This window comes from Gordonia sp. 'Campus', from assembly GCF_022206305.1.
Lineage (GTDB): Bacteria > Actinomycetota > Actinomycetes > Mycobacteriales > Mycobacteriaceae > Gordonia.
Genome location: NZ_JAKOIW010000008.1, coordinates 160,138 through 184,167 on the forward strand (window position 1 = coordinate 160,138; position 24,030 = coordinate 184,167).

At 67.4% G+C, this 24,030-nt stretch carries 24 protein-coding genes and 1 riboswitch; of the genes, 9 read left to right on the top strand and 15 right to left on the bottom strand.

Going from position 1 to position 24,030, the window contains the following annotated elements:
- Positions 1-60: 60 nt before the first annotated feature.
- The gene (locus MAY35_RS11310) at positions 61-912 is read left to right on the top strand and encodes an amidohydrolase family protein (RefSeq protein WP_308192452.1); all 852 of its coding nucleotides are present in this window, start codon (positions 61-63) and stop codon (positions 910-912) included.
- A gap of 13 nt (positions 913-925) precedes the next feature.
- Here the strand turns inward: MAY35_RS11310 and MAY35_RS11315 are convergent, their stop codons facing one another.
- The 4 genes from MAY35_RS11315 to MAY35_RS11330 form a co-directional block, all read right to left on the bottom strand.
- Positions 926-1,645, bottom strand: a complete 720-nt coding sequence (locus tag MAY35_RS11315; RefSeq protein ID WP_238421416.1) for an amino acid ABC transporter ATP-binding protein — start codon at positions 1,643-1,645, stop codon at positions 926-928.
- Between the two features lie 109 nt (positions 1,646-1,754).
- Positions 1,755-3,581 carry an ABC transporter substrate-binding protein/permease gene (locus MAY35_RS11320; RefSeq protein WP_238421396.1) on the bottom strand — a complete coding sequence of 609 codons (1,827 nt, stop codon included), beginning with the start codon at positions 3,579-3,581 and terminating at the stop codon, positions 1,755-1,757.
- A 593-nt stretch (positions 3,582-4,174) separates the two neighbouring features.
- Positions 4,175-4,444 carry a DUF2277 domain-containing protein gene (locus MAY35_RS11325; RefSeq protein ID WP_064570998.1) on the bottom strand — a complete coding sequence of 90 codons (270 nt, stop codon included), beginning with the start codon at positions 4,442-4,444 and terminating at the stop codon, positions 4,175-4,177.
- Positions 4,445-4,507: 63 nt separating this feature from the next.
- Positions 4,508-5,482, bottom strand: a complete 975-nt coding sequence (locus MAY35_RS11330) for an NADPH:quinone oxidoreductase family protein (RefSeq protein WP_238421397.1) — start codon at positions 5,480-5,482, stop codon at positions 4,508-4,510.
- A gap of 50 nt (positions 5,483-5,532) precedes the next feature.
- On the opposite strand from MAY35_RS11330, the gene MAY35_RS11335 reads away from it, so the two are divergent.
- Positions 5,533-6,231, top strand: a complete 699-nt coding sequence (locus tag MAY35_RS11335; protein ID WP_238421398.1) for a class I SAM-dependent methyltransferase — start codon at positions 5,533-5,535, stop codon at positions 6,229-6,231.
- A gap of 19 nt (positions 6,232-6,250) precedes the next feature.
- Here the strand turns inward: MAY35_RS11335 and MAY35_RS11340 are convergent, their stop codons facing one another.
- Genes MAY35_RS11340 through MAY35_RS11350 form a run of 3 tightly spaced genes read right to left on the bottom strand, consistent with a single transcriptional unit; the run spans position 6,251 to position 9,332 of the window.
- On the bottom strand, positions 6,251-7,009 hold the full coding sequence (locus tag MAY35_RS11340) for an SDR family NAD(P)-dependent oxidoreductase (RefSeq protein WP_238421399.1): 759 nt from the start codon (positions 7,007-7,009) through the stop codon (positions 6,251-6,253).
- Positions 7,006-7,959: an alpha/beta hydrolase gene (locus MAY35_RS11345; RefSeq protein WP_238421400.1), complete on the bottom strand. Its 954-nt coding sequence runs from the start codon at positions 7,957-7,959 to the stop codon at positions 7,006-7,008. The genes MAY35_RS11340 and MAY35_RS11345 overlap by 4 nt, the downstream gene beginning before the upstream one ends.
- Positions 7,956-9,332, bottom strand: coding sequence for an NAD(P)/FAD-dependent oxidoreductase (locus MAY35_RS11350; protein WP_238421401.1), 1,377 nt, complete (start codon positions 9,330-9,332; stop codon positions 7,956-7,958). The genes MAY35_RS11345 and MAY35_RS11350 overlap by 4 nt, the downstream gene beginning before the upstream one ends.
- A gap of 194 nt (positions 9,333-9,526) precedes the next feature.
- On the opposite strand from MAY35_RS11350, the gene MAY35_RS11355 reads away from it, so the two are divergent.
- The 6 genes from MAY35_RS11355 (at position 9,527) to MAY35_RS11380 (ending at position 14,535) form a co-directional block, all read left to right on the top strand.
- Positions 9,527-10,135, top strand: a complete 609-nt coding sequence (locus MAY35_RS11355) for a TetR/AcrR family transcriptional regulator (protein WP_033206310.1) — start codon at positions 9,527-9,529, stop codon at positions 10,133-10,135.
- A gap of 113 nt (positions 10,136-10,248) precedes the next feature.
- Positions 10,249-11,106, top strand: coding sequence for an LLM class F420-dependent oxidoreductase (locus MAY35_RS11360; RefSeq protein WP_064571002.1), 858 nt, complete (start codon positions 10,249-10,251; stop codon positions 11,104-11,106).
- A 29-nt stretch (positions 11,107-11,135) separates the two neighbouring features.
- A riboswitch (TPP riboswitch) is annotated at positions 11,136-11,231 on the top strand.
- Positions 11,219-11,929 (top strand): TenA family protein, encoded by a 711-nt coding sequence (locus MAY35_RS11365; RefSeq protein ID WP_064571003.1) that lies wholly within the window; start codon positions 11,219-11,221, stop codon positions 11,927-11,929. (Overlaps the previous riboswitch by 13 nt.)
- Entirely contained in the window at positions 11,914-12,951 is a 1,038-nt protein-coding gene (locus MAY35_RS11370; RefSeq protein ID WP_374237943.1) for an ABC transporter substrate-binding protein, read from the top strand. The genes MAY35_RS11365 and MAY35_RS11370 overlap by 16 nt, the downstream gene beginning before the upstream one ends.
- Positions 12,926-13,717 carry an ABC transporter permease gene (locus MAY35_RS11375; protein WP_238421402.1) on the top strand — a complete coding sequence of 264 codons (792 nt, stop codon included), beginning with the start codon at positions 12,926-12,928 and terminating at the stop codon, positions 13,715-13,717. Before MAY35_RS11370 ends, MAY35_RS11375 begins: the two co-directional genes overlap by 26 nt.
- Positions 13,714-14,535, top strand: a complete 822-nt coding sequence (locus MAY35_RS11380; RefSeq protein ID WP_238421403.1) for an ABC transporter ATP-binding protein — start codon at positions 13,714-13,716, stop codon at positions 14,533-14,535. The genes MAY35_RS11375 and MAY35_RS11380 overlap by 4 nt, the downstream gene beginning before the upstream one ends.
- A gap of 19 nt (positions 14,536-14,554) precedes the next feature.
- Here MAY35_RS11380 and MAY35_RS11385 read toward each other — a convergent pair whose 3' ends face one another.
- From MAY35_RS11385 to MAY35_RS11400, 4 genes are read right to left on the bottom strand one after another with little or no spacing between them, the layout of a single operon-like run.
- Positions 14,555-15,610 carry a prenyltransferase gene (locus tag MAY35_RS11385; RefSeq protein ID WP_238421404.1) on the bottom strand — a complete coding sequence of 352 codons (1,056 nt, stop codon included), beginning with the start codon at positions 15,608-15,610 and terminating at the stop codon, positions 14,555-14,557.
- A 25-nt stretch (positions 15,611-15,635) separates the two neighbouring features.
- Positions 15,636-16,364, bottom strand: a complete 729-nt coding sequence (locus MAY35_RS11390; protein ID WP_238421405.1) for a class I SAM-dependent methyltransferase — start codon at positions 16,362-16,364, stop codon at positions 15,636-15,638.
- Complete coding sequence (locus MAY35_RS11395; protein WP_238421406.1) at positions 16,351-17,625, bottom strand: glycosyltransferase family 4 protein; 1,275 nt, start codon at positions 17,623-17,625, stop codon at positions 16,351-16,353. Before MAY35_RS11395 ends, MAY35_RS11390 begins: the two co-directional genes overlap by 14 nt.
- Positions 17,625-19,301: an FAD-dependent oxidoreductase gene (locus tag MAY35_RS11400; protein ID WP_238421407.1), complete on the bottom strand. Its 1,677-nt coding sequence runs from the start codon at positions 19,299-19,301 to the stop codon at positions 17,625-17,627. Before MAY35_RS11400 ends, MAY35_RS11395 begins: the two co-directional genes overlap by 1 nt.
- 100 nt (positions 19,302-19,401) lie before the next feature.
- Between MAY35_RS11400 and MAY35_RS11405 the strand changes: the two genes are divergently transcribed.
- Complete coding sequence (locus tag MAY35_RS11405; RefSeq protein WP_238421408.1) at positions 19,402-20,229, top strand: acyl-[acyl-carrier-protein] thioesterase; 828 nt, start codon at positions 19,402-19,404, stop codon at positions 20,227-20,229.
- Positions 20,230-20,235: 6 nt separating this feature from the next.
- Here MAY35_RS11405 and MAY35_RS11410 read toward each other — a convergent pair whose 3' ends face one another.
- The 4 genes from MAY35_RS11410 to MAY35_RS11425 form a co-directional block, all read right to left on the bottom strand.
- Positions 20,236-20,787 carry a DUF3558 domain-containing protein gene (locus MAY35_RS11410; RefSeq protein WP_238421409.1) on the bottom strand — a complete coding sequence of 184 codons (552 nt, stop codon included), beginning with the start codon at positions 20,785-20,787 and terminating at the stop codon, positions 20,236-20,238.
- Positions 20,784-21,671, bottom strand: coding sequence for a DUF3558 family protein (locus tag MAY35_RS11415; RefSeq protein ID WP_238421410.1), 888 nt, complete (start codon positions 21,669-21,671; stop codon positions 20,784-20,786). Before MAY35_RS11415 ends, MAY35_RS11410 begins: the two co-directional genes overlap by 4 nt.
- Positions 21,672-21,877: 206 nt before the next feature.
- A complete protein-coding gene (locus MAY35_RS11420; RefSeq protein ID WP_238421411.1) occupies positions 21,878-22,072 on the bottom strand; it encodes a hypothetical protein in 195 nt (64 codons plus the stop codon).
- Positions 22,073-22,287: 215 nt separating this feature from the next.
- On the bottom strand, positions 22,288-24,018 hold the full coding sequence (locus MAY35_RS11425) for an MSCRAMM family adhesin SdrC (protein WP_245403957.1): 1,731 nt from the start codon (positions 24,016-24,018) through the stop codon (positions 22,288-22,290).
- Between the last annotated feature and the right edge of the window lie 12 nt (positions 24,019-24,030).

The window sequence follows — 24,030 nt, forward strand, 5'->3', positions numbered from 1 at the left end:
AGCCCCGAGCCGGTCAGCCCCGAGCCGTTCAGCCCAGACGAGGCGCAGCGGGTCCGCGCGATCTGGTCCGGCCTCGACCTGCCCGGCATCGTCGACGTCCACACCCACTTCATGCCGCGTCCGGTGATGGACAAGGTATGGGCCTACTTCGACGCCGTCGGTCCGCTCGTCGGCCGGGAGTGGCCGATCACCTATCGGGCGGATGAGGACGTGCGCGTCGCGACTCTGCGCGAGTTCGGGATTCGCGCCTATTCGTCGCTGGTGTATCCGCACAAGCAGAACATGGCCGAGTGGCTGAACGGCTGGGCCCACGACTTCGCCGCGCACCACGACGACTGCCTGCACACCGCCACCTTCTACCCGGAGGAGTCGGCGCACACCTACGTCTCGCGCGCGATCCAGGCGGGCACACAGGTGTTCAAGTGCCATATCCAGGTCGGCGACTTCTCCCCCACCGATTCGCTGTTGGATGGCGTGTGGTCGCAAATCGCCGATTCACAGGTGCCGGTGATCATCCACTGCGGGTCCGGTCCCGCCCCGGGTACGTTCACCGGGCCCGAACCCATCCGCGAACTGCTGCACCGGTTCCCGTCGCTCCCACTGATCGTCGCGCACATGGGCATGCCCGAGTACACGGCGTTTCTCGATCTCGCCCTCGAGTACCCCAACGTCCGCCTCGACACGACGATGGCGTTCACCGATTTCGCCGAGGAGTCGGCGCCGTTCCCGGTCGACCATCTCGCGCGCCTGGCCGATGCGGGCGAGAAGATTCTCTTCGGCAGCGACTTCCCGAACATCCCGTACGGATACACCCACGCACTCGAGGCGGTCATCCGCCTCGACCTCGGCGACGATTGGCTTCGAAACGTCTTCTACCGCAACGGTGCGCGGTTGTTCGGACTCGACCGATAGACGCCGACCAGGTCTAGAGCACCTGAGACAGGAACGCTCGCAACCGATCCGACGAGGCGTCGTCGAAGATCTGATCGGGTGCACCGGTTTCCACGACGGCGCCGCGATCCATGAACAGAACGCTGTCGGAGACGTTGCGCGCGAAACCCATCTCGTGGGTGACGACGACCATCGTCATGCCTTCGGTGGCCAGGTCGGCCATCAGGGCGAGCACACCTTTGACGAGCTCGGGATCGAGCGCGGACGTGGCCTCGTCGAAGAACATGACCTCCGGCGTCATGGCGAGTGCTCGTGCGATGGCGACGCGCTGCTGCTGGCCGCCCGACAGTCGTGCGGGACGCACGTCGGCCTTGTTGGTCAGACCGACGATCTCGAGCTGCCGCAGTGCGACCTCCCGCGCCTCCTCCTTGCTCAGGCCCTTCAACTTTCGCGGACCGAGCGCGACGTTGTCGACCACGGTCTTGTGCGGGAAGAGGTTGAAGTGCTGGAACACCATGCCGATCCGGCGGCGGAGTTCGTCCGGGTTGTCCTTCAGGACCGACCGGCCGTCGAGCAGGATGTCGCCCTGATCGGGTTCGTGCAATCGGTTGAGCACCCGGAGCAGCGTCGACTTGCCCGACCCGGACGGGCCGATGACGGTGGTGGTCGTGCCGGCGTCGACCGCGATGTCGACACCGCGCAGGACGTGATGGGTCCCGAAGGACAGATGCAGACCGGTTCCGGTGAGCGACACCGCGGACCGCGTGGTCGTCGCCCGGGGTGACGGCGCGCCCGATGGGGACGAACCGGCCGGGGTCGAATCAGCCGGGGAAGAGTCGGACTTGTGGAGATCGGGCACGGGCCTATCCCTTCTCGACGACGGTCGCGGGCAGCGGATCGTCTGCGACATCGGTGGGCCGACCGGTGCGGAGGCGGCGGTCGATGTAGTTGACCAGGTGTGTCAGCGGGATCGTCAGGATCAGGTACATGATGCCCGCCGCGACCAGTGGGGAGAGGTTGCCGGTCTGTGCGTTGAGGTCCCGGCCGACGGCGAACAGCTCGCGCTGACTCGCCAGCAACCCGAGGAAGTACACGAGCGAGCTGTCCTTGATGAGGCTGATGAACTGATTCATCAGCGCGGGCAGCACGCGGCGCACGCCTTGTGGCACGACCACCAGGCGCATGGACTGTCGGTAACTGAAGCCGATCGCGCGGGACGCCTCCAGTTGTCCGTCGTCGACGCTCTGGATGCCCGACCGGAAGATCTCACCGATGTAGGCCGCGGCCAGCAGGGCCAGGGCCACCGCACCCAGCCAGTAGGGGTTGTTGCCGGTGATTCCCTTGACCACCGGGCCGACGCCGAGACCGACGATCAGGATGACGACCACGGCCGGCAGACCCCGGAAGATGTCGGTGTAGACGCGCGCGGGCCACCGCAGCCACCGCGACCGGGAGATCCCGCAGATCGCCAGGATCATGCCGAGGATGGTGCCGAGCACGCCGGACACCACCGACAGGATGAGGGTGTTGACCAGGCCCGTCTTGATGAGCTCGGGGAAGGACTCCTTGTAGAGATCCCAGTTGACGAAGGTGTCGCCGAGCTGCTGGAGCGTGCTCTTGGGCGCAGTGCTCTCGGCCGGGCCGGCGTTCTCGGCGTTGGCGGCCGCGATCGCGGCGATGTCGGGGAGCTCGGGCGTGGGAGCGGCCTTGCTGCCGGGCTTCCAGCCCTCCGGGAGTTCACGCGGCACCCAGTCGGTGTAGAGCTTCGCGTACGTGCCGTCGGCGATGATCGCGTCGAGTCCGGAGTTGAGCGCCGCCGTGAGGTTCGGCTTGTTCTTGCCGACGGCCCACGCGACGAAGTTGTTGACGCTGAAGGTGTTCTCGACGATCGCGGTGCCGTCGCCTTCGCGAACCGCCCCCTCGGCCTGCTGAGACGGTGCGACCCAGGCGTCGACCTGGCCGCTCTTGAGGTTCGCGTAGGCGGTGGCGTAGTCGGGGAATTTGACCGGGTCCAGTCCGAGCGTGTTGACGACGTAGTCGTCCTGCACGGTGCCCTGGACGACCGCGATGCGTGTGGACGCCGACAGGTCACCGAAGCTCTTGATGGAACCACTGGTCGGCGCGACGAGCGAGAAGTAGCCGAAGTCGTACCCGTTGGTGAAGTCGACCGTCTTGCGACGGTCGTCGGTGGTGGTGATCGACGACGACCCGACATCGAACCTGTTGTTCGCGACCTGGGAAAGAAGTCCGGCGAACTCGGTGCCGTTGAACTCGATCTGCAGGCCCAGCTTGGCGGCGACCGCCTTGAGCAGCTCGTTGTCGAAGCCGGTGAAGTCGCCTGCGCTGTTCACGCAGATGCTGGGTCCGGCGTCGGACAGCGTGCCCACCGAGATCTTGCCGGGCGCGAGCAGCTCCAGGCGACTGACGTCGATCTGCTCGACGGGCGTGGTCGTCGCGGTGGTGTACCGGTCCTCGCCGCCTTGCGCCGCGGCCGCGAGGTTGACCGGCGCCGCCGAGGCCGACGCGAGGCCGGCGGGTGCGCAGCTGTCGGCCGGAGCGGCCTGTGCGCGAGGCGCCGGGCCGCCGAGAATCGTCAACAGACCGACGATGGCGGCCGTCAGAACCAGCGCGACGAGGCGAACGGCACGCGGTGCGGCCACGCGGCCGCGGAGAGAACGGTGGTTGGACACCACTCGGACCCTATCGGGCAGCCCAGGGGACGTCCCAATTTTTTCGCTCGCCGGTGGGCCTAACCCCGATGACCAGGCGTTCTTCGCTGCGACCTGGTGCGTCGTCGATGCGACGGCGCGAACGGGTCACCGCCGGCCGGATGGTCGAGAGATCCACGGCGTGTCGGAATCACCGCGAAAGCGTCCACGATGTCACCGGAAAGATGTTCCGTGTTTTGTTGTCGGCGTATTTATCCGCGTGCTATCAATGATACAGGGAATCGAGAACTGTAACATTCATTCTTCACCGCGTTCCGAATGGCCCGAGAGACACCGGACCGACGACGCGTTTCTCGCTTCCCGACGCCGCTGACGTGCACCGACGCCGGAGCGGCGATTCCATTGTCGGAACAGAAAGAAAGCGGGAATCCTCATGCTCTCAGCGATTTTCTATGCCATCGAAGCGTTCGACAATCTGCTCTGGGATTTCGCGGAGACGATTGTCACCGGAAGCGACGCGGCAGCCGGGTCGTAGCAGTCCCCCGAAACGCATTCAGCAGTAGGTATCGCCTGGCGATACCTACTGCTGAACGTCGTTGGGAACGGGCGAGCCCTCAACCCCGCGCCGCGATGCGCGCCTGCACCTCGGGCCGACGCAGCGGGGGCACGGTCTTCGGCGGTTGACGACGCTCCGGCAGGACGTCGAGGAGAGTCCGCGTCGCCGCGGTGACCGCGGTGACCGCGGCCTCGAACGCCTCGACGTTCGCCGCCGACGGATGGCGGACCCCGCTCACCTTGCGCACGTACTGCCGTGCCGCGGCCTCGATCTCATCTCCCGTCGCCGGCGGTTCCAGACCACGGAGTTCGGTGATGTTGCGGCACATGGCAGATCCCTTCGGTCGGATGCTGGTGAGGGTCGCCGCCGGGGCCGAACCGAGGTGGGGACCTCAGTCACCGATCTTGACGACCGCTTTGCCCAGGATCCGCCCTTCGGCCAGATCGGTCAACGCCTCGGGCAGCTGATCGAGCGTGTACGTCACATTCACCTGTGGGGACATGCCGTCGGCGATCATCTGGGACAGCTCCTCGTGCAGGGTCGCGGGGAGGTTCATCTCCGGGTGCGTGCGCGCGTACTCGCCCCACGCGGCACCCACGACCGCGATGTTGCGGAACAGGACGCGGTTGAGCTTGACGGTCGGGATACCGCCGGCCGCGAAGCCGACCACCACGTACCGGCCGTCGGGCGCCACCTGGCGCAGCGCCTCGTCGAACACCTCGCCGCCGGACGGATCGATCATCACGTCGACACCCTTGGGGAAGAGCTCCTTGAGTGCGGTCCCCCAGCCCTCTTCGAGCTGCACGATCTCATCGGCCCCCGCGCTGCGCAGCAGTTCTTCGGCACCCTTGCGGTGGACGATCGCGACGACCTTCGCGCCGAGCGCCTTGGCGACCATGATCGAGGCGGTGCCGACGCCACCGGCAGCACCGAGCACTCCCACGACCTCACCCTTCTGCAGGTGGGCGCGGGTCTTCAACGCGAACAGGGCCGTCTGGTAGTTGATGCCCATCGCCGAGCCCTGCTCGAAGCTCAGCCCTTCCGGCAGCGGGAGCAGCTGTTCGGGTGCGGCCGCGACCTGCTCGGCGAAGCCCCCCACGATCGACGCGACGAGGACCTTGTCCCCGACCTTCACCGTCGACCCCTCGGGCGCCGAGCGCACCACCCCGGCCACCTCGGTTCCGGGAGTGAACGGGGTGGGCACGCGGAGCTGATACTTGCCCTGGCTCATCAGGACATCGGGGAAGCAGACCCCGCACGACTTCACATCGACGAGGACCTGACCGTCGGCCGGCACCGGATCCGGGACGTCTTTCAGTTCGAGTCCGGAGGGGCCTGTCTCTGCATTGAGTACCTGAGCTTTCATAGGGCTCACCCTACGCGGCGACGCTCACAGACCCGATAGGATCTGGTGCCATGTCACACCCCACGGCCCAGCTGCCGAGCGCACCGTCCCCCGAACGCCTCCGAGTCGCCGAGGAGACCCCCGGCTTCATGCCGCTCGACGAGGCGCAGACGCTGTTCGAGATCGCCGGAGAGTATCTGTCGCAACCGGATTCGACGAAGGTCGGCGTCGAGATCGGTACATACTGCGGCAAGTCGACGGTGTTCCTGGGTTCCGCGGGCGAGGCGCACGGGGCCGTCATCGTGACCGTCGATCACCATCGCGGGTCCGAGGAGCACCAGCCCGGGTGGGAGTACCACGACGAATCGCTCGTCGACGCGCACACCGGCACGCTGGACACCTCGGCACGCTTCCGCCGCACCATGTTCGACGCCGGGCTCGACCAGACCGTGGTGGGGGTGCTGGCACCGTCGACGGTCGCGTCGAGGGTCTGGGGCACGCCGGCCGACTTCGTGTTCATCGACGGCGGCCACAGCATGGAGGCCGCACAGAACGACCTCGACGGTTGGGCGCCATGGGTTCGTATCGGCGGCGCCCTGCTCATCCACGACGTCTTCCCCGACCCGGCCGACGGCGGACGGCCGCCGTACGAGATCTACTGCCAGGCACTGGAAACCGGGCAGTTCACCGAGGTCAGGGTCGAGGGATCGCTGCGCGTCCTGCGTCGCGATTCGGGTGACGTCGGTGCGCCGCTGACACCGAAGGTCTGACGCGAGGCGAGAGCGGGCGCTAGGCTTCCGCGGCCAGCGCCCGCACCTTGCCCAGCACGTCGGGATAGCGTTTCAGGTGCGCACCGCCGTTGACGTCGAAGGCGGCGCCGGTGATCCATCCAGCCTTGTCGGAGGCGAGAAATGCGATGGTGTCGGCGATCTCGGACGTCTCACCGCTGCGGCCCAGCGGGGTGTTGTCGAGGTAGTCCTCGGTCAGACCGGGGACGAAACCGATCCCCTCGGTCAGCGGGGTCATCACCAGTCCCGGTGACACCGCGTTGACCCGGACCCCACGCTCGGCGAGTTCGAGGGCGGCGACCTCGACGAGCATCAGCACACCGGCTTTCGAGGCGCAGTACGCGCCCATCCCCGCACCGGGTTGCCGACCGTTGAGCGACGCGATGCAGGTGATCGACCCACCGTCGACGATCCGTCGGCCGGCGTGTTTGATGACCAGGAACGTTCCGGTGAGACAGATGTCGACGGTGTGCCGCCACGCACTCAACTCGAGGTCGGTGAGCGGCCCGGGGTCGGAGAGCCCGGCACAGTTCACCACGGTGTCGAACTCGCCTACATCGTCGAAAACGGCTGCGACAGAGTCCTCGTCGGTCACGTCCAACCGAACCGCGCGCACCGCATCGCCTCGTTCGGCGGCGACCGCCTGCGCCCGCGCGACGTCGACGTCGGCGACGACCACCTCCGAACCGGCGTCGGCCAGCGCGTCGACGGTGGCGAGGCCGATCCCCGAGGCGCCGCCGACGACGATCGCCCGACTCATCGGGCCCCGGCCTCGACGGTGTGGCCCTTGGTGACCAGATGCCGTGTCAGGAAACCGATCTCGTGCTTGACGCAGGGCTCGAACCAGTCGTTCCCGGCGAACACGTCGAAGTGGTCGCACGGGTAATGCCGCACCTCGGCGCGTGCCTTGAAGGCCGTCTTCGACGCGGCGTATGGCGGTGCGACGGAGTCGAAGTCAGCGATCTGGAACAGCACCGGAGCGGAGACCCGGTGTGCGTACTTGTCCGCGCGGAAGCCCCCGATCTCCAGGCCGACCGAGGCGTCGACCTCGTTGCGCCAGGACGGGCCGGCAATGGCCTGGTAACTCTCCTGGTAGCCGGGCGCCGTCAGCGCGGCGCCGGTGTCGCCGGGTTGCCCCACGACACGCATCATCTTCGGGGAACGACCGAGGCGTCGCGACACCGCACTGGCCACCGCGGTCGCGGTCGACTTCGCGATCGCCGCCCCGCCGTTCTGCGCGTAGGCGACCCGGCCGGCGGCCGGCCCGTTCACGAAGGGGATGACGGAGATCACCGCGGCAACGTCATCGCGGTCCGCGGCCACGGTCAGTGCATGGCCACCGGACTGCGAGACACCCCACAGGATGATCCGACCGGGATCGACGCCCGGTTGTGTCTTCGCGGCCACGATCGCGGCACGGTAGTCATCGGCCTGACGTTCCAGCGAGATCTGTTGCCGTGGTTCTCCTCCCGACAACCCGAAGCCGCGATAGTCGAACGCCAGCACCGCCAGGCCCGCCTCGGCGAAGCGTTCTGCGTAGGGGGCCAGACCGGAGTCCTTGGTCCCGGCGAAGCCGTGGGCCATCACGACGACGGGCCGTGTGCCGTCGACCTCGAAAGGCGACGATGCCGCGCCCGGGAAGAACCAGGCGTCGCACTCGGCGTCCGACGAGGAGAAGCGCACGGTGGTCGCACCGTCCGGTGTGCTCATGCCGAGGCTCCCTTCGAGACCAGTTCGGAAGCGACGCCGGCCCATTCGGTCGGCCCCTGCTGCTGGGCCCGGCGGATGCCCGCCGGGATCTCCTTGGTCCGCATGTTGTGTTCGTACAGATAGTGATCGAGCTGCTGGGTGTGCCGCGGGCGATCGAGCATGTGGCCGGTGTAGTAGTGCATGTCGGCCTCGATCGTCTGCTTCATCTCCGGCACCGACGGGAGCCGGTAGTGACCTGTGGCGTACGCGCCGATCAGGCGGGCCTGACATTCGACGAACGGGAACAGCGTCGGGACCGCTTGCGCGAAACCGGCGAAGACGAGGTCGTCGATCCCCGGGTAGAACATCCGCTTGTACAGGTCGATCCGATCGTCGGGGGCGCTGATGAACTCGGGATCGAAGAACGGGAAGGTGATGTTGTATCCCGTTGCGTAGATGATGATGTCGAAATCATCGGAGGTGCCGTCGTCGAAGTGAACCGTCGACCCGTCGAATCGGTTGATGTTGGGCTTGGGGATGACGTCGCCGGAGCCGAGCCGGAGCGGCAGCTCGACCGACTGGGTCGGATGTGCTTCGAAGAACTTGTGATTGGGCGTCGGTAGTCCGTAGTCCTCGGGACGTCCTGCCGTCACGGGCTGCATGACCTGGACGAACTTCCGCTGCCACGACGTGGGCAGGTACGGCGTCGACCGGTAGTACTTGTCGGCCGGTTTGCCGCCGAAGTACTTCGGGACGATCCATGCACCCGACCGCGTGGACAGGGTCAGCTTGTTGTCCAGTGCCTTCGACGACAGCTCGACGGCGATGTCGGCCGCGCTGTTGCCGAGTCCGACGACCAGGATGCGCTTGCCCATGAAGTCGTGCGGGGTGCGCGGGTCGATGTAGTGGTGGGCGTGCATCTCGATGCCGTCGAACTCGCCCGGGAAGTCCGGCCACCGGGGGTCCCAGTGGTGCCCGTTGGCGACGACGAGCAGATCGAACCGGCGTCGCTCGCCCAGCTGGGTCTGCAGTTCCCAGCCGCCGCCGTCGAGTCGGGTCGCGTGTTCGATGCCGTTGGTGAACTCGATAGACGAGTAGAGGTCGAAGGCCTCCGCGTACGAGTCGAGATAGGCCTTCACCTGGGTGTGGTGCGGGAAGTCCGGGTACTCGTCGGGCATCGGGAAGTCCCGGAACGACAATTGGTGCTTGGAGGTGTCGATGTGCAACGAGCGGTATGCGCTGCTGTGGCCGTTCGGATTGCCGAACGCCCAGTTCCCGCCGACCCGGTCGGAACTCTCGAAGCATGTGTACGGAACGCCGTAATCGGTGAGCATCTTGCCTGCGGTCAGACCGCTGATGCCGGCCCCGATGATCGCGGTGGTTGGTAAAGGCACACTGCCCCCTCGTCGGACACGTCGTTGGTTCGGTCGTATGGGTCTCGGTCATGCGTGTAGACACATTCTGGTTTGTGTCTACACGATGCGACGTATCGTGTACACAGAATCCGCGAACTGTCTACGACGCCGTCGTCCGTTCGCCGGAACCGCCGACGAGTACGCAGCAGTGCGCGCAGACCGTGACCGCAGGAGTGTCCGTGACCGAAGCCCCGACCACCACGGTCCAGGACCGTCTACTCGATGCGACGGAGAAGCTGCTCGCCGACAAGGGGATTCGCGCGACGACGATGCAGCAGGTGGCCGAGACGGCCGGGGTCTCGCGCGCGTGGCTCTATCGGCACTATCCCGACAAACCGTCCATGATCGGTGCCACCATCGTGCGCCTCACCGAGTCCTTCTGGCGGGACGCACGCGCCGAACTCGACGGGATCGACGACTTCGCGGGCCGGCTCACTGCCGGTGTGCGGATCGGCCGCGGCGCGTACGACGACCCCGGAACCCTGCTCATGCGGCTGCGCACCGACGAACCGACCGAGTTCGCCGAATGCGCCGGCGTGGGCGTCGTCAAGCTCGTCCCCGACCTCGCCGCGTTCTGGTTCCCGTTCGTCGAGCACGCCGCGCACCGGGGCGAGATCCATCCTGGACATGACCTGCGCGAGGTGTCCGAATGGGTTGCCCGCGTTCTGATCAGCTTGGGTACGTCGCCGGGTGAGACCGTCGACATCGACGACGCATCCCAGGTCCGACGACACCTCGAGGTCTTCATCCTCCCCGGGTTCCGCACCGATCCACGCCACTGACCGCGTCCGAGCCCCGGTCCTCCTCTGGTCTGAGTGACGCCGATCACCTAGACTGGTGTCCAGTCAACCGTCCGGCCGTCCCGGGCGGCCGAACGACGCCGTCGGAGGGCACCATGGATTTCGGGATCGTGCAGTTCACCAGTGATCGCGGATTGAAGCCGCACGTCCTCGCCCCACTCATCGAGGACGCGGGATTCGCTTCCTACTACGTTCCCGAACACGGGCACATCCCCACCAGGCGCGACGCGGCGCACCCGCGCACCGGTGACGAGACCCTGCCCGACGAGCGGTACATGCGCACGCTCGACCCGTGGACATCGCTGGCCGCCGCCGCCGCGGTCACCGAACGCATCCGTCTGGCCACGGCGGTCGCCCTTCCGGTGCAATCGGATCCGATCACGCTGGCCAAGACCATCGCGACCCTCGATCACCTCTCGAACGGACGGGTGACCCTCGGCGTCGGATTCGGTTGGAATCTCGACGAACTCGCGGACCACAACGTGCCGCCGAAGCGCCGGCGCACCATGCTGCGCGAGTACCTCGAGGCGATGTCGACGCTGTGGTCGGAGGAAGAAGCCGAATACGACGGCGAATTCGTGCAATTCGGTCCCAGCTGGGCGTGGCCCAAGTCGACCCAGGCGCACATCCCGGTCCAGGTGGGTGCGGCGGGCAACGAGAAGAACTTCAAGTGGATCGCGCGCAGCGCGGACGGCTGGATCACCACCCCGGGCGAGGAGGACATCGAGGGTTCGGTGTCGCTGCTCAAGCAGATCTGGGCCGACGCAGGTCGCACCGGCGATCCCGAGATCGTCGTCCTCGACTTCCGACCGGTTCCCGAGAAACTCGAGAAGTGGCGCGAGATCGGCGTCACGACAGTGCTGTACGGCCTGCCCGACGACTCGGTGGAGCGCGCGACCGGTTACCTCGCGAAACTCGCGGGAAAGTTGGGTATCGCTCCGGCAGTCGTGTAGAGGCCCGAATCCCTCTGCTAGCCTGGGTGCGTTCTGACACGGGGTGCTCCGCAACTGCGGGGCTGAGATGAGACCCGAGAACCTGTCCAGGTAATGCTGACGAAGGGATGTCATGTCTTTGCATGCGCACGCGCCGGATCCCGGCCGCTTCACCGACCACCTGTGGGAACAGACGACAGCTCTGCGAGCGTCGATCGACGATCTCGAATTCCTGCACCGCCTCGGAGACGGCACGCTGCCCCTCGAGGTGTTCCGCACCTACCTGGAGCAGGACTCGCTGTACCTGGCCGGGTACTCGAAAGCACTCGCGATCCTGGCGTCGAAGTCGCCCGACCCGCAGACCGCGGCATTCTGGGCGAACTCGTCGTCGACCGCGGCCACCGTCGAGGTCGCCCTGCACGGCGACCTGCTCGGGGGCGGCCAGTTGCCGCCGCGGCAGGGTGAGCCCGAGCCGTCGACCGCGTGCCTGGCCTATGTGTCCTACCTGATCGCCACCGCAGCGACCGAGTCGTACGCGGTCGGCGCCGCCGCGGCGCTGCCCTGCTTCTGGATCTACGCCGACGTCGGCCGGGGACTGGCGGCGAGCGCCGCCGAGGTCCTCGCCGCCGACCCGAAGCACCCGTATGCCCAGTGGGTGACCACCTACGACGCCCCGGAGTTCCAGGAGTCCGCCGCCCGGGCAAGGGAACTGGTGGATGCGGCGGCGGCGTCGGCCGGCGCGCCGGAACGGGCTGCGATGTCCGCGGCGTTCACCATCGCCACCCGGTACGAGCTCATGTTCTGGGACACCGCGCTGAACCCCTACGCATGGCCCGCCGCATGACCGGCCGCGCGCGCCGCGTCCTGGCCTGCCTCGTTGCCACCGTCGCGGTGTTGTCGACGGCCACCGCGTGCGGCTCGGACACCGCCTCCGACAACACCATCCGGTTCGCGCTCGACTGGACCCCGAACACCAATCACACGGGCCTGTTCGTGGCGCAACAGCGCGGGTACTTCGCCGAGTCCGGCCTGGACGTCGAGATCCTGCCCTACAACAACACCTCCGTCGACACCGTCGTGGACGCGGGGAACGCCGAATTCGGGATCAGCACCCACAGTTCGTCCACCTTCTCTCGGGCATCGGGCGCGCACACGATCTCCGTGCTGGCACCACTGCAGCGGTGGGCGACAGGTATCGGTGTCCGCGCCGACCGCGACGACATCACGAGCCCGAAGGACCTCGACGGCAAGACCTATGCCGGGTTCGGTGACCCCGGTGAGGTGGAGACACTCAAGCGGGTGATCCGGAACGACGGCGGCACAGGTGAATTCACCTCGGTCACCCTCGGCACCTCCGCATACGAGGCCGTCTATTCCGGGAAGGCGGACTTCACCGTCTCGTATCTCGCCTGGGAGGGCATCGAGGCCGAGCACCACGGAACGCCGATGAGGTATTTCCACTACACGGACTTCGGTTTCCCGGAGGCCTACGCGATCGTCGTCGACGCCAACGAGGACTGGCTGAACGAGAACCCGGAGCGTGCGGGCCAGTTCGTACGGGCGCTGCAACGCGGCTACCAGGCTGCGGCCGACGACCCGGATGCAGCCGCCCGCGACCTCATCGCCGCCAATCCGGGCGCGTTCAACGACGAGAAGCTGGTTGTCGAGAGCCAACGGATGCTCGCCGCCCAGTACATGAAGGACGCGAACGGCCGGGTGGGCGGGCAGACGCTCGAGCAGTGGGCCGGAAACTCCGGGTTCCTGTACCGCAGTGGGCTTCTCACGGGTCCAAACGGGTCCGCGCTCACGACCGAGCCGGACTGGTCGACCTACTTCACCAATGACTACCTCGACCCGTCCCGCTAGCACCGGTCTCCGGCGGGCCGCGCCTGCGATCGTGGCGGTGGTCGTACTCGTCGCGGCCTGGCAGGTCTACGTCGACCTCAGCGGGATCCGGCCGCAACTGCTGCCGTCGCCGTCCCGGGTCGCGGCACAGGGGTGGGCGCACCGTGACGAGATCGGGGTGCACGCCGGGTCGACCCTTCAGGTCACCCTGATCGGCTTCGCGGTGTCGCTGGTCCTGGCGTGGGTATTGGCGATCATCGTCGACTTCTCCCCCACCCTGCGGCGAGCCTTCGTGCCCCTGTTCGTCGCGTCGCAGACGTTGCCGATCATCGCGATCGCCCCGCTCATGATCATCTGGTTCGGCTTCGGCGTGCTCCCGAAGGTCCTCGTCATCGCCCTTGTCACCTTCTTCCCGATGGCGATCGGGTTGATCGAGGGGTTCGCGGCCGCCGATCGCGAGGCCGGCGCACTCCTGCGGAGCATGGGCGCCACCCGCCGGCAGATCTTCCGCTACGTGCGCCTACCCTCCGCACTCCCCCGGTTCTTCACGGCGCTGCGGATCGGCATCACCTACGCGGTGGTGGGTGCCGTGTTCGCGGAATACGTCGGCGCCAGTCAAGGACTCGGCATCTACATGAGCCTCCAGAAGAACTCGTTCCGCACCGACCTCGTGCTCGCGGCCGTCCTGGTCACGGCCGTCATCAGCGTCGCGCTGTACCTGCTGACGTTCGCGATCGAACGGGTCGTCGTTCCGTGGGCTCGCGCGGAGAAAGCCGAACCGTCATGACCGACGACGCTCGCCGACTCGTCGTGGACCGGCTGACGAAGTCCTTTCCCCGATCCGGCCGCGAGCATCCGCCGCGCCACGTCCTCGACGAGGTCTCGTTCACCGCCGAGCCCGGCGAGTTCGTCTCGGTCATCGGACCGAGCGGTTGCGGCAAGAGCACCATCTTCACCATGCTCGCCGGGCTCGATGTGCCCGACTCCGGCAGCGTCACCGTCGGCGCCGACGCCGCGATCGCCGGACACTGCGCGTACATGCCACAGAAGGATCTGCTCTTCCCCTGGCGCACGATCCTCGACAACACGATCCTCGGCCTGCAGGTACAGGGTGTGCCGGCAGCCGAGGCCCGACGCCGGGCGGCGGAGCTCTTCCCCACCTTCGGGTTGTCCGGGTTCGAGGATGCGCGCCCGTCGCAGCTGTCCGGGGGGATGCGACAGCGGGCCGCCCTGCTCCGCACGGTCGTGCAGAATCGCGATCTGCTGCTGCTCGACGAACCGTTCGGCGCCCTGGACTCGTTGACCCGGACGGAGATGCAGTCGTGGCTGCAGTCGGTCTGGCAACGCTATCGGTGGACGGTGCTGATGATCACCCACGACATCCGCGAGGCCATCTACCTCTCCGACCGGGTCATCGTGCTGTCCGCCCGGCCGGCGAGCGTCGTCCGTCAGGCGCTCGTAGAGCTTCCGCGGCCGCGGGAACTCACGGTCCTCACGTCACCGGAATTCGTTGCGCTGGAGGAGGATCTGCGAGCGGTGCTGCACGACGAAGCCCGGCGCGCCCTCGCCGAGCAGACCGACCCGAGCTCGACGATCGGGGAATGACCGCCGGCCGGTTCACCGATCAGGGCGCCGGTGCGACCAGACGCTGACGCACATCCCGGAAGATCCCGTTCGCCACGCTCGTCCGACTGACCGCGTCGGCCGCGAGGACGACGGCGGCCGATGTCCAGCAGCTCTTCTCGACCGGCCAGCGCTTGCCGTCGGCGAACACCAGGCCGGTCCAATACGATCCGTCCGGATCGCGCAGATGCTGGATCGACGCGATGAGCTCGATGGCGTCGGCGGTGTCGCCGAGCGAGTCCAATGCGAGGGCCAGCTCACAGGTCTCGGCACCGGTCACCCAGGGCCGATGGTCCACGCATCGGACTCCCTTGCCGGGGACGACGAACTGTTCCCAGCGGCGGGCGATGAGTTCCTGACCTTCGCGCCCCCGCACGGCACCACCGAGGATCGGGTAGTACCAGTCCATCGAATGCTCCGACGGCGGGGTGAAGACCTGCCACTCCTCGCGCCCGACGTCGGACCGGATGGCGTCCCCGAGGAGGCTGTGCGCGGCGATCCAGGCCTCGTCGGGTTGGTCCATCTCGCCCGCGATGCGGATCGCGCAGTCGAGGGCCTGGAAGATGCTGGCGTTCCCGGTGATCAGGGCCTCACCGAACATGGCCCCGGTGCGGTGGTCACCGCCCCAGCGAAACGCCCCGTCCTCGCGCTGGAAGCGCAGCACGCAGTCGATCGCCGACCAGACGACCGGCCACATCTTCTGCAAGAACGCGTCGTCACCGGTGATCAGGTAGTGGTGCCAGACCCCGACCGCGATGTAGGCGCAGAAGTTGCTGTCGGTCCCGGCATCCTCGATCTTGCCGCAGACGGTACGGATCGGCCACGACCCGTCGTCGCGCTGCTTACGTCGCGACCAGTCGTAGGCGGCCTCGGCCTCGGCGTGAAAGCCGGTGACCGACAGCGCCATTGCCGATTCGATGTGATCCCACGGATCGGTCTGCCCGCCGGGGAACCAGGGCAGAGCCCCGGATTCCTCCTGCATGCCGACGATGGCGGCGCCGGTGGCGCGCATCTGCTCGGCAGTGACCACACCGGGGACGGCGGGAACATCGGTCATGATGCTCCCGCCGTGGAAAGTTCGGTCATGAAGTCGCGACGGTCTCGGGCTTACGCAGGTACAGGGCCACCGACTTGCCGATGAACGGGTTGAGAACCTGCTCACCGACGCGGGTCAGCCACGGCTTGCTCATCATGTCCCAGACGAGCAGCTGGTGATAACCCTTCACCAGGACGTTGTCCTTGTTCTCGACTCCCACAGCGCATTTCAGCCACCAGTACGGAGCGTGCAGCGCGTGCGCGTGGTCGGTGCCGGTGACCTCGAGGCCGGCGCTCTTCAGCTTCCCGGCCAGCTCGGAGGCCTTGTAGATGCGGACATGCCCGCCCTCGACCTCGTGGTACTCGTCCGACAGCGCCCAGCACACCTTCTCGGGCCAGTATCGGGGCACGGTCACCGCAGCCACGCCACCCGGCTTCAGGACGCGGGCCATCTCGCTGATCGCGCCTTCGTCGGTGGGGATGTGCTCGAGGATCTCGCTCATCAACACGACGTCGAAGCTGTTGTCCGCGTACGGGAGTCGCAGTGCGTCGCCGACCTCGGCACGGGCCTTCGCCGACGCCGGGACGTGCCCCTCGGCCATCATCGCGTCGAACATCTCGCCGACGTCGGACATGTCGCTCTCGGACATGTCGAAGGCGATGACCTCGGCGCCGCGCCGGAACATCTCGAACGAGTGCCTACCCTGCCCCGCCCCGATGTCGATCGCCTTGGTGCCCGGTCCAACGCCCAGCCGGTCGAAATCAACTGTGAGCACTCGATGTCCCTTCTGTTGCACGCCGGTGTCCGGCGAGCACGGTTTCATAGTGAGCCGCCGTCTTCGCGGCCACCGCTGCCCAGCTGTAGTTCTCCTCGGCTCGACGACGGCCTCCGTCGCCGAGACGTGCCCGCAGGTCCGCGTCGTCGAGGAGACGGCCGATCGCCTGCGCGAGGCGCCCGGAATCCCGCGGCGGCACCAACAGTGCGGCCTCCTCGGACGTTCCGACGACCTCCGGGATCGCGCCGGCGCGCGTCGCGACCAGCGGTGTCCCACAGCTCATCGCCTCGACTGCCGGGAGCGAGAAGCCCTCGTACAACGACGGCACACACGCCACCTCGGCCGACGCGAGCAGCCCGGCGATCTCGGCGTCTTCGAGACCCGAGACCACCGAGACGCGGTCGGAGATCGCGAGATCCTCGATCATCTTGGCGGACGGACCGTTCGGGTCCAACTTGGACACCAGTACCAGTTCGACGTCCCGCTCGGCGGACAGCTTCGCGACCGCCTCCAGCAGGTACGAGACACCCTTCAGCGGGGCATCGGCACTGGCGACACAGACGATCCGACCCGGCACACGCGTGGCGGCCGGCGTGAAGATCTCGGTGTCCACACCCAGCGGGATGGTGGTGATCCGGCCCGACGGGATGTCGAACGCCTTGCGGATGTCGACCTCGCTGCTGCGGGAAACGGTGAGCAGCTCGGGAATCCGACGCGAGACCCGGCCCTGCATGCGGAGGAACGAATGCCACCGCCACGCGCTGATCTTGCGCCACCCCTTGGCCGCTTTCACCGCGAGTGTGCGGTCGCGGGTGATGGGGTGGTGGATCGTCGCGATCAACGGGAAGCCCGCCCGCTGGATGTCGAGCAATCCGTAACCGAGACACTGATTGTCGTGGACGATGTCGAAGTCCTCGCGCCGTTCCTTGAGCAGACGCGCCACCCGGAGGCTGAACGTCAGCGGCTCGCCGAAGCTCGCCGTCCACATCGAACCCACCTCGAGAACGTCGATCCAGTCGCGGTATTCGCCCGGACGAGGCGTGCGAAACGGATCCGGCTCGTCATAGAGACCCAGGCTGGGCACCTTGGTGACGGTGACGCCGGCATCGATCGCCACCTGGTCGAGTTCGGGATACGGCTGCCCCGAGAATATCTCGACGCTGTGACCGAGGAGGGCGAGTTCGCGAGACAGATGACGGACGTAGACGCCTTGCCCTCCGCAGTGTGGCTTGCTGCGGTAGGACAGCAGTGCGATCCGCATCACTGCGCTCCGGCGGTGGCGGCCGCCTCGAACTCGGAGACACTGACGAACTTGGAACGCACCCGGCCGGCAGCCTTGCCCGCGGCCTTCTCCGCCGCGTCGATGGCCTTCCATCCGGCGAGGTCGATGCGGTTGGCTCCGCGGTCGGCGACGAGTGCGGCGACGTCGTCGCGCGAGGTCGACGGGTCGTCGAACGCGGCGGCGACGAAGTCGGCGATGACCGCCTGCGCGGTCTCCTGCCCACAGATGCGGTTCATACCGATGCCCCCGGTGGCTCCGCGTTTGATCCACCCGGTGACGTACAGACCCGGCATCACGTCGCCGTCGGCGGCGTCCTTGACCCGCCCCTCGGAGTTGGGGACCACACCGTGGCCCTCGTCGAACGGCAGATCGGTGACGGGCACACCCCGGTAGCCGATGGCCCGCAGGACCAGACCGGTGTCGAGGTCGAAACGGTCTTCGGTGGGTGTCACCGCGACTTTCCCGGTCGCGTCGGCGTAGGCATTGCGCACGCAGGTAAGGGTAGCCACTTCCCCGTCACCGGCAATTTCGAGAGGTGACGTGAGGAACCGGAACACGATGCGCTTGTTGCCCGGCGTCGTGGGACGCTCCGCGAACTCCCGGGCCAGACGGATCTTCGTGGCGATCGTGGAATCGAGCGTGTCGTCGGACAGCGCCGCCTCTGTTCCGGGGTCCAGCACGAGTTCGTCGGGGTCGACGATGACGTCGACGCCGTCGACGTCGCCGAGTGCCAGGAACTCACTGTTGGTGTAGGCCGCCTGGGCGATTCCGCGACGACCCAGCAGGACGACCTCGGAGATGTTCGACTCGCGCAGCATGGCCAGCGCGTGATCGGCGATGTCGGTCTTGGCCAGCTCGTCGGGATCGGTCACCAGGATGCGCGCCACGTCGAGGGCGACGTTGCCGTTCCCGACCACGACCGCCCGCTCACCGGACAGGTCGACGTCGAGGTCGGCGAAGTCGGGGTGGCCGTTGTACCAGGCGACGAACTGCGTGGCGGCCACGGAGTTGCGCAGGTCCTCGCCCTCGATGCCGAGACGCTTGTCGGTGGCTGCGCCCACCGCATAGATCACCGCGTGATACCGCGCGACCAGCTCGTCGTGGCTGATGTGCTTGCCCACCTCGACGTTGAGGTGGTAGGTGAAGTTCTTCTTGGCCGCGACCGACGCGAACGTCTTCTCGACGCCCTTGGTGGCGCTGTGGTCGGGTGCGACGCCCGCGCGGACGAGTCCGTACGGGGTGGGCAGCCGGTCGAACATGTCGACCTTGATGCTGGGCTTGCGGACGAGTTCCTCGGCGGCATAGAACGCGGCCGGGCCAGCCCCGATGATCGCGACGTGCAGATCCTTGTCGGGCAGCGGCGGTGCCTTGCGCGGCGGGACGAGCCCACCCTCGACGTCGTGGTCCTTGTAGTAGTCCGCATTGATCTGCAGATAGGGTTCATCCCGCTCGGTCAGCTGATCGTCGGGGACGATCGCCTCCACCGGGCACTCGTCGATACAGGCTCCGCAGTCGATGCACGTCTCGGGATCGATGTAGAGGGCTTCCGCAGTCAGGAACTCCGGCTCGTCGGGCGTCGGGTGGATGCAGTTCACCGGACACACGCTCACGCAACTGGCATCGTTGCAACATGGGCGGGTAATCACATGCGCCATCTGCTGTTTCCTCGTAATCCAACACGTAGAACGTGTTCTATTTTTCCGGTTGACTGTATCTTAACTGCAAAGATACCTGCGGCCTATCGAAGGGACCCGAGTGAGCCAGGTTACGCCAGAAGTGTCAGCTGGATCACTGTCGGATCGCAAACCGGGATCCGCGTTCTACGAGGTCGGCTATCGCGTCCGCACCGGTGACGTGGACCAGGACATGCGCGTCCGGCTCGACGCGGTCGCCCGCTACCTCCAGGACGTCGCCAACGACAACATCGAGGCCACCGAGTTCCACGCGACGGACCCGTTCTGGATCGTTCGGCGCACCATCATCGACGTCATCGAACCCTTCACATGGCCCGCGGCGGTGACCGCGCAGCGCTGGTGCGGGGCGTTGTCGACCCGCTGGACCAACATGCGCGTCCGGCTCACGGCCGAACACGAGGTCAACCGGTTCAACCCGGAGCCGCGGCCACCCGGGCTCATCGAGACCGAGGCGTTCTGGATCAACGTCAACGAGAAGGGCGTCCCGTCGCGATTGTCCGACGAGGCGTTCGCGATGCTCTCGGCGATGACCGACGAGCACCGGTTGCGCTGGCGGTCGATGAACCCGGAGAAGGCGCCCGCGCCCGACGAGATCAGGATGCCCGACCGCGAGCACGTCCTGCGCATCACCGATTTCGATCCGTTCAAGCACCTCAACAACGCCGCGTACCTCGAGGCGATCGAGGACGAGCTCGTCGAGCACCCCGACCTGGTCGACGGCCCTCACCGCGTGGTGATCGAGTACCTACGGCCCATCGTGCCGGGCACCCGGCTGATCGTGCGGCGTGTCCGGGAGGACGACCGGCTGACCGTATGGCTGCTGATGCCGGGCACCGGGGACGAGCTCGTCGTCGCGGCGAGCGTCGTCGTCGGCCTCCTCCCCGCGTGAACGGCGCTACTGGCCGCCCTGCAGCAACAGTTCCATCAGCTTGATGGGCGCGGCGCACGGATCTCCCTGTGGCGCGCTGCGCGGCTCGACGAACCAGGTGAACGTCCCACGGCTCGGGGCGCGCGCCGTGACTCCGCACACCCCCGGGCGGTCGGGACTGCGCTGGGTGAACGCCGACTGACTGGCGACCTTGATGTTCTCGGTCTGGAAACCGAGTTTCTTGGCCGTCTCCTTCTCCACGTTGACGTTGCCCCACTCGAACCAGTTGAACGTCACGCTGACCGTGTCGGCGGTCCCCGAGACCAGCCATCGACAGATGGCCCCGGTGAAGGACCGTTCGGCGAACCCGCCTCCGGCCACGACGTCGGCGATCATGGCGTCGGGCAGCACATCGCATTCGAGCAGCAGCTTGTCGAACTGGTCGGTGTCGATGTCGCTGGTTCCGGACCGGTCGGCACCTCCCAGGGGCAACGGCTCACCATCAACGGTGCGGGCGCAGCCGGCGAGCGCGGTGAGGCCCAGCAGTACGGCCGCGAGGACCACCAGGGAGCGCCTCATGATGCGCGCTCGATCGACAGGGTGGCCAGTTCGCGGGCTGCGTCGCAGATCTCCTGGATGGGCCGCGGTGTCGCGGCGTCACCCCGGATCGACCATTCGAAGAAGTCGGCGCCGAACCCGATGCCGATCTCGCAGATCTGTCCCGTCTGCGTGTAACCGATGAAGCCCCGGTGGCCGTCGATCTCGATGTTCTCGGTGACGTCCCGCGACAGCTTCACATTGGCCTCTTCGCGACCGATCGGCGACCCTCGGTACCAGTTGAAGGAGGCGACCGCGCCCGTCCGCGACCCGGTGGTGTCCCACTCGCAGACCGAGGTGTTGTTGACCGTCTCGGTCAGCCCGCCGAAACCGGTGATCCGGACGACGTCCTCCGACGACACACCGCCACACTTGCCGAAGAACGGCCCCGAACCCGCCTGGGCGGGCGCTTCCGGGGTGTTGGGCCGGTTGGGATCGGTGGACGGCTCGTCCGGGGAGCATGCGCCCACGAAAAGCGCCACGGCGGCGAGCACCACGACGAGCAAGCTGCCGTCGCGGAGGCGATCGAGTTGTCGCCGTTCACGTTTGGTGGGCCGGCCCGCGCCCCGATCGCGCCGGGGCTGACTCGCCAGGATCTCCTTGGGAGGGGGCGGCGGGGATCGGTCGACGAAACACTCGGCAGCCATCGGCGCCGACACCCGCTTGCTGATGGTCTTGGTGACCTCGACGATGCGTTCCCGCCCGGACAGACGCACCCGGATCTCGTCTCCGGGCACGATGGGCTGCGCCGGTTTGGCGGTCACACCGTTCACGCGGACATGCCCACCGCGGCATGCAGCACCCGCCGCGGATCGTGTCTTGGTGAGACGGATCGCCCAGATGTAGGCGTCGACGCGCGTGGACATTCAGTCACCCGGCCGATCGTCGCTCGATTCGGGGGTCATGGCGGACGTGCGGTCCCCATCCGGTTCAGCGACCATGACACCCGCTCCCTCCACCGCGTCGCGTGCCGGCACCCGTCGCCGGCCGCCGTTCGTTGGGCCCCACTGTAGCCGCGTCGGCCCGAGCGACACCGGAGCGCGACCGGCCGGCGTTCGACCGGCACGCCATCTCAACGCCGGCGCGTCAGCAGGTACACGCCTGCACCCACGGCGAGAATCGCGAACAGGATTGCGAGGAACGTCTGATCGAGCAACACGAGCACCGCGAAGACAGCGATACCCGGCGACACCGCGACCAGACTCATCACGGGGTGTTGCCGGACTACCTCCGACACGGCTCTGCTCTTGTCCCGATCGATTGCCATACCGGCCTCCCGTGTTGTCATGAAGATCTGGGTTCGACTGCCCCGGCGGATGGATGACACCCGAGATCGTGCGTCCAGGGTAGTCGCGGCGCGGCGACCGCGAGGTGGGTCGCGAACGTCCGGCTGCAGCGGGGACTGGACGACGCCCCGGCACGGCTCGTGGCCAGTGCCGGGGCGCCGGTCTGGGGGCGGCGCCCGCAGTGAGGCCGCCGCAGTCAGGCCGCCGCGGCTGGGGAGTCGCTCGAATCCGCACCGGCGGAATCGGTATCGGAGCCGTCGGAATCGGCGGGGGAATCGGCATCGGCGGTCGACACGTCGTCGGTGCCGGCGTCACTGTCCGTGCTCCCGGTGTCTGCGCTGTCGTCGGTGTCTGCGCTGCCGTCGCCGTCTGCGCTGTCGTCGGTGTCTGCGCCGCCGCCGGAGTCGACGACCCCGCCCGTCGCATCGTCGGAGTCGGGGGTCTCCGCCGGGAGGCGATGCTTGCCGACGTAGCTGTCCTCGGCGGCGCGATGCTTGCCGACATAGCTCTCCGCAGAGTCGCCGCCGACGTCCTCGGTGGCGACGAACGCGTCGATGGCGGACAGCTGCTCGCCCGGCGCACCAGCCCTGTCGGACAGTTGGTTCCGGGCGCCAGTGTCGATCGGACGGGTCGCGGGCAGCCCGAACGGCAACTCGTACGACGGGATCCGCAGGACGGGGATGAGCTCGCCCGTGTCGAGTTGTCCGAGCTCGATGACGGGCCGGCCCAGCCGGTTCGGGCGGAGCTCACCGTTGACCTCGACGAGCGGGCGGAAGGTGACCGTCGAACCCAGCCAGTCGACCGTGATCGGACCGGTGAACCCGTAGTCACTCGTCAGCCGGAGGAAGTTGCCGCTGAACAGGTCGTGATCACCGCCGATGCTCAGGCGGGCGAAGTCCTTGGACAGCGACATCCAGTCGCCGTCGAAGTCGACACCGGAGCCGCTGAGGATGCCGGCGAGGAGCCCCTGGAGGACCTCGGACCCGACGCCACCGAGGACGCCTCCGGGATCAGAGATCAGCGCCGTCGGATCGGTGAGGGCGAACTGGACCTCGCCGTTGGGTTGCCGGAACCGAAAGTCGAAGGTGCCGAGAACATTCGCACATGCGCCGACACCTTCCGCGTAGGCGCTGGTGAGTCCGCCGTAGCAACCGACACCGGTGACCCCCGGGATCTGCGCACCCGGCACGGGTACGCCGAGCGCCGTCACGTCCAGCGGTCCGGTGTTCCACGCGTGGGCCATGCCGATCAACGCGAACGATGTCGCCGTCTTGCCGTCGCTGGCACCCGCGGTGGCGATGCTCAGCGGGAGGTAGGAGACGGCGCTCGCGTCGCCACCCCGGAAGGCCACCGCGAGTTGATAACCGGTGCCCGCCACGGTCGAGGAGCCGCTGGTCGCCGGCGGATCGGTCATCTTCTCCGGCAACTTGATCCCGAGCCAGCGCACGATATCGCCCAGTGCCGAGCCGGAGAGGGTGTCGAAGACACCCTTCACCGGATCGTAGACGGCGACGGGGACGACCTCGATGCGATCGGGCAGCACCAGGGCGATCCCCAGCCCGCCGAGTTCGGTACTGGATTGTGTGCAATCGGAGCCCCCGCGGGTGCCTGTCGACACGCAGGACTGGATACGCCACTGTTCGGCGATGGCGGTGGTCAGCTCTCCGTTGCCGATCTCGGAGACGAGGCTGCCGAGCGGGTTCTTGCTGTCGTATCCGGCGGACCAGTCGCGCAGATCTTCGAGGATGGACGACGTCGACGCGGCGTCGGCCGTCGCGGGCTCCACCGCCTGGCCCGCGCCGATCGCGGCAACAGTCGCCAGCGCAGCGGCACCGGCGACCGCGCGCCCGGTGCGTCGTTGCTTGCGATCCGTGCGTCGCGCGACCTTGTCCGATCGCTGAATACCCTTGCGCCCCACCCTGGTCATACGTCCCACTCC